This is a genomic window from Saccharopolyspora griseoalba (assembly GCF_042665275.1).
Lineage (GTDB): Bacteria > Actinomycetota > Actinomycetes > Mycobacteriales > Pseudonocardiaceae > Saccharopolyspora > Saccharopolyspora griseoalba.
Map to the genome: position 1 here is coordinate 851,683 of NZ_JBHTCJ010000001.1, position 12,789 is coordinate 864,471.

The following is a 12,789-nucleotide window of genomic DNA, read 5'->3' on the forward strand; positions in this document are numbered from 1 at the left end:
CTGTTCGGCTAAGCGGCGCCCGCTGGTCCAGGTGCGCAGCGCGATCCCACTACCGGAGCCGCCGACTCAGGACTGCGCTCGGAGCTCGCGCACGCGCGCGAGCTCCGCGGGGACCTCCTGCACGCACACCAGGCCCAGCCGCTGGGTCGCACGGGTCATGGCGACGTAGAGGTCGTTGGCCCCGAACGCCCCGGAACCCATGATCGCACCCGGGTCGGCGATGACGACCTCGTCGAACTCCAGGCCCTTGGCCTGCCGCGCGGTGAGCACCACGACGTCGGCGGTCAGCTCCGGCCGCGCCGAAACGCCCAGCAGGCGCGCCAGTTCCGCGCTGCGGTCGGCGGGGGCGATCACCGCTGCCTTGCCCTCGCCCCGCTCGCCCACCGCGCGCTGGACCGCCTCCCCCAGAGACCGCTCGTCGACTGTCCTGCGCCACGGCTGGTTGCCGGTGGAGCGCACCGATTCCGGTGGGCGCCAGCCCGGCCCGGCCGCGGCCAGCAGGTCGGTGGTGGCCGCCATGACCTCGCTCGGGGTGCGGTAGTTGACGGTGAGCTCGGCGAGCCGCCAGCGGTCGGCGAGGTGCGCGCCCAGCACGCGGTCCCAGGACCGCGCGCCCGCGGGATTGCCGGTCTGGGCGAGGTCGCCGACGATGGTCATCGACCGCGACGGGCAGCGGCGCATCAGCATCCGCCAGGCCATCTCGGAGAGCTCCTGCGCCTCGTCGACGACCACGTGGCCGTAGGTGACCTGCTCGCCGGAGCCCAGCAGCGCGGCCGCCTCGTCCAGCAGCGCGACGTCGGCCGCGCTCCAATCGCCCGGATCGCAGTCGACCAGCTCGCCCACGACCTCCTCGGCGGTGAGCTCGGGCCACCAGAGGTCCAGTTCGTCGCGCACCCCGGCATCGGCCAGCAGCGCCGAGCGCAGCGCGGACTTGTCGTCCTCGTCGAGCAGCTCGCGCGCGCCCTCGCCCGCCTCCGGATCCACGACGATGCCCGCGGACTCCAGCGCGCGCAGGTCGGCGGCGCCCAGGCTGCCGTCGGCGCTTCCCCCGTCGAGCGCGTTGCCCGACTCGTCGTAGGCCACCGCCTCCATCCGCTCGGCCAACCGGTCGGTCAGCGCGCCGACGACCTCGTGCTGGAAGACCAGCCGGGCCTGGTTGTGCGGCACACCGGCGGCGCGCGCCTTGCCGACGGCCTGCTCCCAGTCGGCCGGGTCGAGCACCAGCACCTGCCCCTCGAAGGGGACCCCCACCGGTTCCTCGGGAATCCGGACCCGGTCGCGCACGGCAGCGGCCAGGATCGCCGCCATCTCCGCGGAGCCCTTGCGCTCGGCGACCTCCGGCGGGTCGATTCGGGTGATCGGCGCATTCGGGTGCAGCTCCGGCACGGTCGCCGACACCACCCGGTTCTCCCCCAGCCCGGGCAGCACCTGCCCGATGTAGTCCAGGAAGATGTCGCTCGGCCCGATCACCAGCACACCGCGGTTGCGCAGGTGCTCGTGGGTGTAGAGCAGGTAGGCCACCCGGTGCAGCGCGACCGCGGTCTTGCCGGTGCCCGGACCGCCCTGCACGACCAGCGCGCCGCGCTCGTCGGAGCGGATGATCGCGTCCTGCTCGGCCTGCAGCGTGGTGACGATCTCGTGCATCCGCCCGGTGCGGTTGGCGGTGACCGCGGCCAGCAGCGCCGCCTCCCCGACCAGGTGCTCCTCGGCGCCGTCGGAGTCGAGCAGCTCGTCGTCCAGCGCGATCACCGACCGCCCGCGCGTGCTGATCCGGCGGCGCCTGCGCACTCCCTGCGGGTCGGCGGTGGTAGCGGTGTAGAAGGCGCGCGCCACCGGGGCGCGCCAGTCGACCAGCAGCTCCGCGTCATCGGCCTCCCGGAACAGACCGATCCGACCGATGTAGATCCGCCGCCCGTCGTCCATGTCCAACCTGCCGAAGCACAACCCCTCCTCCACGGAGCCCAACCGCGCCAGCTCGCACCGCCACACCGACAGCACGTCGGGGTCCCCGCCGGCGGCCACGCGGGCTGCCGCCCGAGCGCGCAGCTGATCGACGTAGGCGTACAAGGACGCGACGTACTCCTGCTCGAATTCGAGCTCACCACTGGTCAAAGCCGAAATCCCCACTTCAAGTCGCCCAGTCCGACCAGAGTGCCCGAGTGATCCGCCGAATTCCAGTCTTGCCCTTCCGGCCGGACCTGGTCACCACGTCGCGCGCGGGCGCTCTCGCAGCTGCAGCGATTTCGCGGGACGACGCTCCGGCTCGCGGAGCTGATCGATCCGCGCCTGCCCGCCCGGGCGCGGGACCCGACCGGGAAGCGCGGGTCGTTCGCCTCGGGCGGCGGCTCAGGTCCCGAGCAGCGCGTCGATCCGGTCGAGCGAAGCGGTGACGCCTTCGACCACGCCCATCGCGACGTGCTGCTCCTGCTGCTCCACCGAGGCGAAGGTGCTCAGCAGAGCCATGCGGGTCAGCTCACCGTCGGATTCGAAGGTGACCTTGGTGTGGGTGGCGTCGACAGCGATGTCGGGGTTGCCGTCGGCATCGGCGGGCCCGTCCTCGAACTCCAGCCTGCGCGGTTCGTCGATGGCGCAGATCCGCCACCAGCCGCGGTCGACCGCGCCGTCGGGCCAGGTCAGGTGATACCGGCACTCACCGCCGGCGGTGAACTCGTACCGGTCGAAGGTCACCGGGCGCTGCGCCGACCCCCACCAGGATTCGAGCAGGCGGGGATCGGACCACACGCGCCACACCCGCGCCACCGGGGCGGGGTACTCGGCGGTCAGGGCCAGGGTCAGTTCCTCGGGGTCCTCGTCCACGCGGGTCACGGGCACGGCTGGTCCTCTCCTCGACGGCACCGAACCCGTTCCTACCCAACCAGCGCCCGAGAGGAAACCGGGCACGCAGGTGATGGCTATTCGTCGTCGGCGCCCATGCGCTGCAGCTGCTTTCGCAGCAGGCCCAGCGAGGGCACCGCCGCGGCGATGTTCGCCCGGTCGCCGTCCGGGAGCGAGCGCAACGCCTCGGTCAGCACCTGGTGGCGCCCTCGGTTGAACGCCTCCAGCAGGCCGCGGGCGCGGTCGGTGAGCTCCAGCCGGACCGAACGACCGTCCTGCTCCGAGGGCTTGCGGTCGAGCAGCCCGTTGCCGACCAGCTCGCGCACCAGGTTGCTCACCGTGGGGCGAGCCAGGTGCAGCTCGTCGGCGAGCTGGCCCGGCGTGACCGGACCCGCCGTCTCGAGCGTGCGCAGCATCAGGACTTGCGCTTCGGGCAGGTTCGGCAATCCCTCGGCGGCGCGCACCGCCTGCACGATCGCCCGCCGCAACGGCGGCAGCAGCCGCATCAGCGACTCGCCCGTCTCGTCGGTCGCGTCCACCATCACTTCGAGCCTCCTTGCCCAGCCCGCACACCCGTGACACTATCATTTTGTGTCAAAACCAACTTCGGATGACCCGACGAGATCATCGCTCATCGAGCGAGCCATGTACGAACCCCGCCGCCGCGAGCTGCACGTGGTGCGGGTCGAGGAGCTCTCGACCACCATGCGGCGCGTCGTGCTCACCGGCGACGACCTCGAACCGGACTTCCCGTTTCCGCAGCGCGCCGCCACCGACCACGTGAAGCTCGCGATCCCGGATCCCACCACGGGCCAGGTGCCGCTGCCCGAACCGGGTGACAAGCCCACCGGGCTCCGCGACTACACGATCCGCCGCTTCGACGCCGAGGCGCGCGAGCTGACCCTCGACCTGGTGGTGCACGAGCACGGCGCCGCAGGCCGCTGGGCCGCCGCCGCGGCCCCGGGCGCCAAGCTCGGGGTGCTCGGTCCCCGCGGCTCGCAGATCTTCCCCGCCGACTGCTCGGAGTACCTGCTGGTGGCCGACGAGACCGCGCTGCCGGCCACCGAGCGGTTCCTGGAGGAGCTCCCGCTGAGCACGACCGTGCGCGTGGTGGTGCTCGCCGCGGGCGAACCGCGCGCGCTGGGCGGCGGGCGCAACGCCCGGATCACCTGGCTGCCGGAGGCCCACGCGGACTCCGTGGTCACCACGGTGTCCGGGATGCCGCTGGCCTCCGACGCGTTCGCCTTCGGCGCCGGGGAGGCCGGTGCGATGGCGGCGCTGCGCAGACATCTGCGGCACGACCGCGGCCTGCCGCCGGAGCGGATGTCGGTGCGCGGCTACTGGAAGCTCGGTTCCGCGGGGAACCCGCCAGCCGACGCGTGACCGTCCGAAGTGGCCGCGCGACCGAGCGGAGCGGCGAACACCCCGCAGCCCACCCGGCTCTCAGCGGTCGGCGCCCGACCGCCCGGCCCCGCTCGCCGAAGTGTAGAGATCAGGTGAACCTGCGCGAACTCTCGAGGAGGGAGAGCCCCAATGACCGCTGCGCGCGGAACATCGGTGGACATCACAACGCCCGACGGCGTCGCCGACGCCTACCTGTCCACGCCGGAGACCGCAGGACCGCACCCCGGCGTGCTGCTCTACATGGACGCCTTCGGCCTGCGCCCGCACCTGCACCAGATGGCCGATCGGCTCGCCGCCGCGGGCTACGCGGTGCTGGTGCCCAACCTCTTCTACCGCGCGGGCCGCGCCCCGGTGTTCGACCTGCCGGAGTTCATCGACCCGCACGCGCGCCCGGAGATCTTCCAGAGCATCGGTCCCGTGATGCAGGAGCTCACCCCCGAGCTGGCGATGCGCGACGCCGGCGCGTACCTGCGGTGGCTGGCCGACAGCCCGGAGGTCGCCGACGGCCCGGTCGGCGTGACCGGCTACTGCATGGGCGCGGTGGTGGCGCTGCGCACCGCGGGCGCTCACCCGGGCCGGGTCGCGGCGATGGGCGGTTTCCACGGCGGCAACCTGGCCACCGAGGAGCGTGACAGCCCGCACCTGGTCGCCGACCGGATCACCGCGGAGCTGTACTTCGGGCACGCCGACAACGACCACGCGCTGCCGTCCGAGCAGATCGAGCGGCTCAACACCGCGCTGACCGACGCCGGCGTGACCTTCCGCGCCGAGGTCTACGAGGGCGCGGCCCACGGCTACACCCAGGCGGACACCGCCTCCTACGACGAACGAGGCGCCGAACGGCACTGGACCAACCTGCTGGAGCTGTTCGAGCGCAACCTGCGCTGATCCGGGCCCCGCACCGGGCCGTCACTCGAGCTCGAGCCGACCCGGCGCGGCGTCGATCATGGGCACCTCGGCGAGCTCGTGCGCGCCCTCGTTGCACGCCGGGCAGGTCGGCCACAGCCAGGCGATGTCCGAATCCTCGACGAAGATGCGCAGGTCGCACAGCGTCCGCACCCGAACGCCGTGGTAGCCGGACTTCGGCTTGGCATCGGTGGTGGCGTGCCGCTGCCCACCGGCGGGCACCCAGCTGAACGGATGAGGGCGGAACATCACATCACCGCTCGGCCCACCCGCGACGCGCGGGCCACGGCGCGAAGCCGGCCGCGCGGCCGACGTTCCTCCCCAACACGCTTCGGAACGCTACCCGAGTTTCGAGCTCACTCGAACAACCCGTTCGGAGTAGTCGATCACCCCGCGCACCGCAGAGACCAGGCGAGACCAACACTCCGGGTAATGATCACGGGCGTGTGAGCACCTGCGGCCCGTCCTCGGTGATGGCGATCGTGTGCTCGGAGTGAGCTGTGTTCGAGCCGTCCGCGGATCGGATCGTCCACCCGTCGGGGTCGGTGTAGACCTCGTCGGTGGTGCGGGCAAGCCACGGCTCGATCGCGATCGTCAGCCCGGGCCGCAGCTTGAGGCCCCGCCCGGCGCGACCGCGGTTGGACACGTGCGGGTCCTCGTGCATGGTGCGGCCGAGGCCGTGCCCGCCGAACTGGGTGTTGATCGGGTAGCCGTAATCGGTGGCGACCTCCTCGATGGCGTTCGAGACGTCGCCGAGCCGGTTGCCCGCCCGGGCGGCCTCGATCGCCGCCTCCAGGGCCTCCTCGGTGCACCGGACGAGCCGGCGGTCCTGCTCGTCGCCCTCGCCGACGATGACGGTGCGCGCGGAGTCGGCGACCCACCCGTCGATGCCCACCGCGAGATCGGCGGTGAGCACGTCGCCGTCGCGCAGCGCGTAGTCGTGCGGCAGGCCGTGCAGCACGGCGTCGTTGACCGACAGGCAGATCACGTTGCGGAACGGACCCTCGCCGAACGACGGCGCGTAGTCCCAGTAGCAGGAAGTCGCCCCGCGCTCCTCGATGCGCCTGCGCACGTGGAACTCCAGGTCCATGAGGTTGATGCCCACCGCGGCCAGCTCGGCCACCTCGGACAGCATCTGGTGGACGAACCCGCCCGCGACCCGCATCCGCTCGATCTCGACGGGCGACTTCAACTCGATCACGACAGCACTCCGGTGGACGCGACTGCAGGAATTCGGGGTCGTTCCGGAATCCGGCGCACCCCTCCAGGTGCGGGGACGCCCGCGCCTCCGGGGCTTTCCAGACCTCGTCCGGCGAGGACGGCCGCAGCGCCGCGCGACCGGAACACCTCGCGAACACCGTAGCAGCTTGCCGGTATAGAAATACCACAGTACGCTGCGGCCGTGGTCCGCAATCCGCTCACCAGGGAACAGCTGGAAGCCGGCGCGCGCGTCGGCAAGTTGCTGCGCGAGGCGCGCGCCGGCCGGGACCTGACCGAGATCGCCCGCTCGGCGGGGATCTCCGCGGAAACGCTGCGCAAGATCGAGACCGGACGGCTGCCCACGCCCGCCTTCGGCACCGTGGTGGGCCTGTGCGACGCCCTGGAGATCTCGGTGCACGAGGTCGCCGAGGCCTGGCGCGTGCCCCCGGCCCTGCGCACCGCCTCCTGAGCGATCGTCGCTCCCGCGAGCGCCCTAGCCGATCCGCCGCGCCCGCAGGACCACGTCGCGCACGTGCGGGGCTCCCTCCGGGGCGCGCGGGCGCGCCCGGACCTCGTCGACCTCGATCTTCCAGTCCTCGTCGAGCAGTTCCCGCACGTCGTCGGCCAGGTAGTAGTCACCGGTGTTGAAGCCGTGGCCCTCCGGCATGTCCCTGGTGTCGTGACCGACGAACAGCAGGACGCCGCCCGCGGCGACGGCCGCCAGCACGGCACGCAGCTGGGCCTCGCCCCGTTCCCGCCGCAGCGGCAGGTACTGCGCGCTGACCAGGTCGAAGGCGCCTTCGGGAGGAGCGCACTCGGCCAGATCCGCGCGCACCCAGGCGATCCGCTCGGCCAGCTCCGGCGCCTGCTCGGCGACCGCCTTCCTGCCGCGCTCCAGCGCGACCTGCGCGACGTCCAGCGCGGTCACCTGCCAGCCCTGCCGGGCCAGCCACAACGCGTCCGCGCCCTCACCGCACCCCAGGTCGAGCACCTGCCCCGGCACCATGCCCGCGACCTCGTCGACGAGCGCGCCGTTGACGTCACCGCTGAAGACCTGCTCGCGCTCCCGGTAGAAGCCGTCCCAGCGCTCGGCGTCCACCGCACCTCCCAATCCGTGCCGCGCGTCGCCCGCGGCGATCTCGCAGGTCCGGTTCTCGGCGGCGGGTGAGAACGGCTCGCGCACCGCGCGCTCGGTCTCCTCGGCGACCAGGTCGGCGTTGATCTGCGCACCCGCCTCGGCGCCGGCTGCCGCGGCCACGACCACCGTCGCCTTGAGGTCGGTGGCGTTGCCCGCCACCCACACTCCGGGCACCGACGTGCGCCCGCCTGCCTCCGACGGGATGTGCGCGCCCGCACCGCTGGGGTGCTCGACGAGCTCCAGGCCCAGGGCGGCGGCCGGCTCGGGGCGGGCAACCGATCGAGGCGCGACCGCCACGGCGGTCGCCTCGACCAGCCGACCGCCGCTCAACCGCACACCGCGAAGCCGGTCGTCGGCGACGTCCAGCCCCTCCACCGGCTGGGCTAGCACCTCCACGCCCCGCGCAGCGAGCTTCGCCGCGTCCGCCCCGGCCGGGCGCGGCATCCCGTCGAGCAGCAGCACGACCCGGTCGGTCCACTGCCGCAGCAGCAGCGCCTGGTGCAGGCTCATCGGCCCGGTCGCCAGCACCGCGATCGGCTCGTCGCGCACCTCCCAGCCGTGGCAGTAGGGGCAGTGCAGCACGTCGTTCCCCCACCGCTGCCGCAGCCCTGGGACGTCCGGCAGCTCGTCGACCACCCCGGTCGCCAGCAGCACCCGCCGGGCCCGGATCCGACTCCCGTCGTCGAGCTCGACCCGGAAGCCCTCGCCATCGCGCTCGGCCGCGAGCACCTCGGCCGCGACGATCTCCCCGCCGTACCCGGCGACCTCCCGCCGCCCCTCGGCGAGCAGCTCCGCCGGTGCGACGCCGTCCCGGGAGAGGAAGCCGTGCACGTGCGCGGCGGGGCCGTTCCGCGGCTCACCGCTGTCGACCACCAGGACGCTGCGCCGGGCTCGCGCGAGCAGCAGCGCGGCGTTCAACCCGGCCGCACCACCTCCTACGACGACCACGTCATAGCAGGTCAGCTTCGAATTCGTCATCTTCACCACCTCCGAAGTCCAAGGTGCCCGAGGATGGCGAATTTCGGCAAAGATTCTTGCCGGTTCGGCAAAACGGCCGTCGGCGGTCAGGACTCGTTCGCCGCAGCCGCGGCCTCGGCCGAGGACGCGCGGACGAACCGCTCGGTCAGCCCGAGCAGCCGCAGCAGCCGATCCACCGGCGGACAGGAGACCAGCACGAACTCCTTGCCCTTGCACTCGGCCCGGTTGGCGGCTTCCAGCAGCACCCGAACGCCCGCCGAGTCCGCGAAGCTCACCCCGGAGAGGTCCAGGACGACCTTGGAAGCGGTACCGGCGAGACGTTGCCGCATCGGCTCGGTGAGGAAGCGCTCGCCCTCGGCGTCGAGCGAACCGCTGGCCTGGACGACCACGACTCCCCCGCCCGGCCTGCGCACCCGCAACCGCAACCGGCCCTCGCGCGCCGTGGGCCCGAGCGCGTTCGAGCTGTCCGGGTCGGCCACTGCAACCACCCACGCCGAGAGTCGGGTTCGCCGCGGCGAGCAGCCGCGAGCTCTTCCGTCCGGCTGCGCGGCCGGACGCGATCGGCCGGTCCGGTCGCCGGAACGGCCGGAGTTCCACCGAAGGCGTCAACCACGCTACCGAACGCCGCACGATCGCGCCGAATCGCTGCTCAACCGGCCGAATCGAACGATCTGGCCGTCCAGGCCGGTAGCCGAGTGATCACAGTGGACGGTCGTGGCGAGCGCGGCGGCCGACCGCGCAGCCGTGCCGGGCAGCACCGTTCACCACCGGACGTTCCGCAGGCGCAAGAGCGGGGATCGAGCCGCCCTCGACGACCGGGAGGGTTCGACGACCGCGCAGATGTCGCAGCCGCCCGAGCTCGCACCGAGCCGAGCCGGTTGCCGAGCTCCGCACCAGGCCTTTCGGCACTCCCCCGGCCGCCACCACAGCGCCACGCTGAGACCCACCGTCCGCACGGCCAGGGAGCCCACCATGATCACCGCTGAGCACCGTCAACTGATGCAGCACCAGACCCGAGCGCGTTCCCCCGCCAGCGCCTACGTCGTGGTCGCAGCGTTCGGCCTGCTCGGCGTCCACCGGTTCTACCTGGGCCAGCGAGGGACCGGTACCGCTCAGCTGATCCTCACCTCATCGATCACCGGATTGCCGGTCTCGGCCGCGTGGGTCCTCGTCGATGCGTTCCTGGCGCACCAGTACGTGACCACGTGGGACACCGACTTGATCCGCGAGCTCGCTCGGCAGGACCCCACCTGACGAGCCTCACGTCCGAGTCAGGAGAGGCGCCATGTACGACTTCCTCGCGTTCGCGATCCTCGCCTTGTCCCTCGCCGGGCTCGTGGTGGGCATCGTCCACGTCAACCGACCAACCCGCAGGGCGGAGGCGGTGGAGAAGGCCGCCGCGGTGCAGCCGCACGGCAGGGTTCCGATCCGACCGGACAAGCCCGACAGCCGGCGCCCGAACCATCTGCTCCACCTGGCGTTGACGGTCCTCACAGCCGGGCTGTGGCTGATCCCGTGGTTCGCCATCTCCCTGACCGCGGAGATCACGACCGCTCGCCAGCAGCGCGAGCACGAGCAGGCCTTGCGGCAGCACGCTGCCGAGCTGGCCACCTACGAACACCGCAAGGACGAGCCCGCGTGAGCAACGCGCGCCGGTGGCTCACGGGCTGCGACACCCCACCCGCGCCTGGCGCGTGGGGGCGTCGGCGCTCGCGCGCGCCGTCGATCTGCGGGGTTTCGCAGGCGTTGATCTCAACGTCGCCTGGCGCGCAGGACTCCCACTAGGCGCTTTGCGGCGGGGCGAAGAACTCGAGAGCGATGTTGTCCGGGTCCCGGAACGACACGCCCGAGCCGTAGTGGGCGTCGACGATGCCGCCGTGCTGGATGTCGAGGTCGTCGAGGCGCCGGACCCAGGACTCCAGCTCGGCCCGGTCGCGACAGGCGAAGGCCACGTGATCGAGCCCGATGCGGTGCTCGTCGAAGGCGCCGCCCTTGACCCCTCCCGGGTGGGTGTGCAGTCCGAACAGCTGACCGCCGTCGAGGGCGAAGACCGTGTGGTGGAAGCCCCCCGCTCGCTCGTCCTCGTCGAGCACCGGGTCGGCGCCGAACAGCGCCCGGTACCAGCGCGTGCTCCGCTCGAGATCGGACACGGTGACCGCCACGTGGGCGATCGCGGGAAAATCGGCCATGATTCGCCTCCTGGGACCCGGCAGACCTCACCCGGGCGCCGAGGCGCACCGGTGCGGACACCCATCGTGCACGCGCGGACGCGGCTTCGAAAGCCCCGAACGCGCCTCGGACCCGGCGCGCGCCCGGCGATCAGCGGATCAGCGGCGGTTCGCCCCACTGGGCGCGCAGCGCTCGGCGCAGCGCGTCGACGACCTCGGGGCCGATCCGCTCGGCCAGCTCGGCCTCGATGCGCGCGATGGTGCGCAGCGCCCGGGCGTGCACCCGGGCGCCTTCGGCGGTGGCCCGCACCAGGCGGCTGCGCGCCGAGTCCGGATCGGCGACCTGCTCCAGCAGCCCCATGCCGATCAGCCCGTGCACCGCCTGGTGCGCCGATTGGCGGGTGGTGCCGATCCGCCGGGCGAGCTCCGAGACCGACGTGCCGTCCTCGTCGAGCGCGCCGAACACGGCCGCCTGCGCGACCGTCACGGACTGCTCGCCGGCCAGCTGCATGCTGTTGAGCAGCGCGTCGTCGAACCAGCGCTTGGCCCCGGTGAGCAGCTGCGGCACGTTGGGCGTGAGCTCTTCCATGACTCCCCTGTTCGGCGTCGACGCCCCACACGATCGCACGAACCTCGGAGGCCGGTGCTTGCACCTTCGCGAACGTCAGGTACCTTGACGTTCGTCGCCGCTTCGCCAGGAGGACGCATTGACCGCCGAGTTCGCCACGCCGCACCGATCCCGCTCGCACATCCCTCCCGAACCCGGCAAGCCCTACTTCGTCGAGAAGGGAATGGGCGACCGGGCACACCTGTTCGGGGATCTGTTCACCATCTACGCGGGCGGCGAGCAGACCGAGAACACCTTCAACTTCTTCACCTGCGAGGGCCCGAAGGGAGACATCATCCCGGCGCACTCGCACCCGGGCACCCACGAGGTCTTCTACGTCATCGACGGGGCCGTCCGGCTGTTCGTCGAGGACACCGCCGGGGAGCAGTACGAGAAGCTGCTGGGGGTCGGCGATTTCGGCTTCGTGCCGAAGAACTGCCCGCACGCCTACCGGATCGAGCGCCACCACAGCCGGATCGTCGGGGTCGCGGCCGGACCCGGCGGCACGTTCGAGCGGTTCTTCGAGACGCTCGGGGCGCCGACCGAGCAGCAGGGACTGCCGCGCGAACCCGTGGTCCCGGACGGCGACAAGTTCCGCACCGTCCCGCAGCAGTACGACGTCCAGTTCCTGCCCGAGCACCAGTGGCGCACGCCCAGCGGCAACGGAGTCCGACCATGACCGCACCGGGAACGCCCGACCCGCTCACCGAGCCGCTGCCCGCCGCCGTTGCGCAAGCGTCGGGACGACTGATCCGCGCGGTGCCGTACGCCGACCGACCCGGGTTCCGGCCGTTGCTGGCCGATGTGCACTTGCCCAGCTGCCGAGCGCCGGCGCCGGTCCTGCTCTTCGTGCACGGCGGTGGCTGGCGCCTGGGGTCGCGAACGCAGTTCTGCCCGACCTGGGCGGACTGGGAGCCGGGAGCGTTCGCCCGATTGGTGGATGCCGGGTTCGCGGTGATCTCGGTCGACTACCGGCTCAGCGCCGAGGCGGTGTTCCCCGCGCAGCTCGAGGACGTCACCGCCGCCCTGCACTGGATCCGCACCCGCGCCGCCGATCTGGGGGTCGACGCGGATCGGATCGTGGCGTGGGGCGAGTCGGCCGGTGCCCACCTCGCCGCGCTGCTGGGGCTGACCGCGAGCCCGAGCGGTTCGAGCGGCCTGCGGGGCGTGGTGGCCTGGTACGGCCCCAGCGACCTGGATCGGATGGCATCGCGCGGCGACCCCGCATCCCGCGAGGCCCAGCTGCTCGGCGCACCGGCTGCCGAAGCGCCCGAGCTCGCGCGCGCGGCGAGCACGGCGCTGCGGGCGCACGCGCAGGCACCGCCTTTCCACCTCGCGCACGGCACGGCGGACGAGGCCGTGCCTGCCGCGCAGAGCGAGCTGCTGGCCGTGGCGCTGCGGACCGCAGGTGCCGAGGTCGAGCTGGATCTGGTCGCCGACGCCGGTCACCTGTGGCGCGGTGTCGACGGTGAGCCGATCTTCGAGCGCGCGGTCGATTTCGCGCGCCGCTGCACGGCCTCCTAGCGCTCGTCGTGCCAACCGGGTGGCACGCG

Annotated in this window: 16 protein-coding genes; 7 read left to right on the forward strand and 9 right to left on the reverse strand. The window is 72.5% G+C overall.

What is annotated here, in order from left to right; genetic code table 11:
• Window positions 1–66: 66 nt before the first annotated feature.
• From ACFQRI_RS03960 to ACFQRI_RS03970, 3 genes are all read right to left on the reverse strand, one after another.
• Window positions 67–2,112: a HelD family protein gene (locus ACFQRI_RS03960; RefSeq protein ID WP_380664465.1), complete on the reverse strand. Its 2,046-nt coding sequence runs from the start codon at window positions 2,110–2,112 to the stop codon at window positions 67–69.
• Window positions 2,113–2,346: 234 nt separating this feature from the next.
• The gene (locus ACFQRI_RS03965) at window positions 2,347–2,832 is read right to left on the reverse strand and encodes an SRPBCC family protein (RefSeq protein WP_380664466.1); all 486 of its coding nucleotides are present in this window, start codon (window positions 2,830–2,832) and stop codon (window positions 2,347–2,349) included.
• Between the two features lie 80 nt (window positions 2,833–2,912).
• Window positions 2,913–3,377: a MarR family winged helix-turn-helix transcriptional regulator gene (locus ACFQRI_RS03970; RefSeq protein ID WP_380664468.1), complete on the reverse strand. Its 465-nt coding sequence runs from the start codon at window positions 3,375–3,377 to the stop codon at window positions 2,913–2,915.
• A gap of 103 nt (window positions 3,378–3,480) precedes the next feature.
• Here ACFQRI_RS03970 and ACFQRI_RS03975 point away from each other — a divergent pair, with 103 nt between their 5' ends.
• Together ACFQRI_RS03975 and ACFQRI_RS03980 are read left to right on the forward strand one after the other, a co-directional pair.
• Window positions 3,481–4,218, forward strand: coding sequence for a siderophore-interacting protein (locus tag ACFQRI_RS03975; RefSeq protein ID WP_380664469.1), 738 nt, complete (start codon window positions 3,481–3,483; stop codon window positions 4,216–4,218).
• Between the two features lie 150 nt (window positions 4,219–4,368).
• The gene (locus ACFQRI_RS03980; RefSeq protein ID WP_380664471.1) at window positions 4,369–5,127 is read left to right on the forward strand and encodes a dienelactone hydrolase family protein; all 759 of its coding nucleotides are present in this window, start codon (window positions 4,369–4,371) and stop codon (window positions 5,125–5,127) included.
• A gap of 21 nt (window positions 5,128–5,148) precedes the next feature.
• On the opposite strand, the gene ACFQRI_RS03985 is transcribed toward ACFQRI_RS03980, so the two are convergent.
• Together ACFQRI_RS03985 and map are read right to left on the reverse strand one after the other, a co-directional pair.
• Window positions 5,149–5,394 (reverse strand): HC3 family zinc finger protein, encoded by a 246-nt coding sequence (locus tag ACFQRI_RS03985; protein WP_380664473.1) that lies wholly within the window; start codon window positions 5,392–5,394, stop codon window positions 5,149–5,151.
• 187 nt (window positions 5,395–5,581) lie between these two features.
• Complete coding sequence (gene map / locus ACFQRI_RS03990) at window positions 5,582–6,346, reverse strand: type I methionyl aminopeptidase (RefSeq protein ID WP_380664475.1); 765 nt, start codon at window positions 6,344–6,346, stop codon at window positions 5,582–5,584.
• A 201-nt stretch (window positions 6,347–6,547) separates the two neighbouring features.
• On the opposite strand from map, the gene ACFQRI_RS03995 reads away from it, so the two are divergent.
• Window positions 6,548–6,814, forward strand: coding sequence for a helix-turn-helix transcriptional regulator (locus ACFQRI_RS03995; RefSeq protein ID WP_380664477.1), 267 nt, complete (start codon window positions 6,548–6,550; stop codon window positions 6,812–6,814).
• 24 nt (window positions 6,815–6,838) lie between these two features.
• On the opposite strand, the gene ACFQRI_RS04000 is transcribed toward ACFQRI_RS03995, so the two are convergent.
• Window positions 6,839–8,461, reverse strand: a complete 1,623-nt coding sequence (locus ACFQRI_RS04000; protein ID WP_380664479.1) for an FAD-dependent oxidoreductase — start codon at window positions 8,459–8,461, stop codon at window positions 6,839–6,841.
• An 86-nt stretch (window positions 8,462–8,547) separates the two neighbouring features.
• Window positions 8,548–8,940, reverse strand: coding sequence for an STAS domain-containing protein (locus tag ACFQRI_RS04005; RefSeq protein WP_380664481.1), 393 nt, complete (start codon window positions 8,938–8,940; stop codon window positions 8,548–8,550).
• Between the two features lie 493 nt (window positions 8,941–9,433).
• Between ACFQRI_RS04005 and ACFQRI_RS04010 the strand changes: the two genes are divergently transcribed.
• On the forward strand, window positions 9,434–9,715 hold the full coding sequence (locus ACFQRI_RS04010) for a TM2 domain-containing protein (RefSeq protein ID WP_380664483.1): 282 nt from the start codon (window positions 9,434–9,436) through the stop codon (window positions 9,713–9,715).
• Window positions 9,716–9,746: 31 nt separating this feature from the next.
• The gene (locus tag ACFQRI_RS04015; RefSeq protein ID WP_380664485.1) at window positions 9,747–10,103 is read left to right on the forward strand and encodes a hypothetical protein; all 357 of its coding nucleotides are present in this window, start codon (window positions 9,747–9,749) and stop codon (window positions 10,101–10,103) included.
• 139 nt (window positions 10,104–10,242) lie between these two features.
• Here the strand turns inward: ACFQRI_RS04015 and ACFQRI_RS04020 are convergent, their stop codons facing one another.
• Together ACFQRI_RS04020 and ACFQRI_RS04025 are read right to left on the reverse strand one after the other, a co-directional pair.
• On the reverse strand, window positions 10,243–10,650 hold the full coding sequence (locus tag ACFQRI_RS04020; RefSeq protein ID WP_380664487.1) for a VOC family protein: 408 nt from the start codon (window positions 10,648–10,650) through the stop codon (window positions 10,243–10,245).
• A 130-nt stretch (window positions 10,651–10,780) separates the two neighbouring features.
• Window positions 10,781–11,218, reverse strand: a complete 438-nt coding sequence (locus tag ACFQRI_RS04025) for a MarR family winged helix-turn-helix transcriptional regulator (RefSeq protein ID WP_380664489.1) — start codon at window positions 11,216–11,218, stop codon at window positions 10,781–10,783.
• Window positions 11,219–11,336: 118 nt separating this feature from the next.
• On the opposite strand from ACFQRI_RS04025, the gene ACFQRI_RS04030 reads away from it, so the two are divergent.
• A complete protein-coding gene (locus tag ACFQRI_RS04030) occupies window positions 11,337–11,915 on the forward strand; it encodes a quercetin 2,3-dioxygenase (RefSeq protein ID WP_380664492.1) in 579 nt (192 codons plus the stop codon).
• Window positions 11,912–12,760 carry an alpha/beta hydrolase fold domain-containing protein gene (locus ACFQRI_RS04035; RefSeq protein ID WP_380664493.1) on the forward strand — a complete coding sequence of 283 codons (849 nt, stop codon included), beginning with the start codon at window positions 11,912–11,914 and terminating at the stop codon, window positions 12,758–12,760. The genes ACFQRI_RS04030 and ACFQRI_RS04035 overlap by 4 nt, the downstream gene beginning before the upstream one ends.
• Window positions 12,761–12,789: the final 29 nt, after the last annotated feature.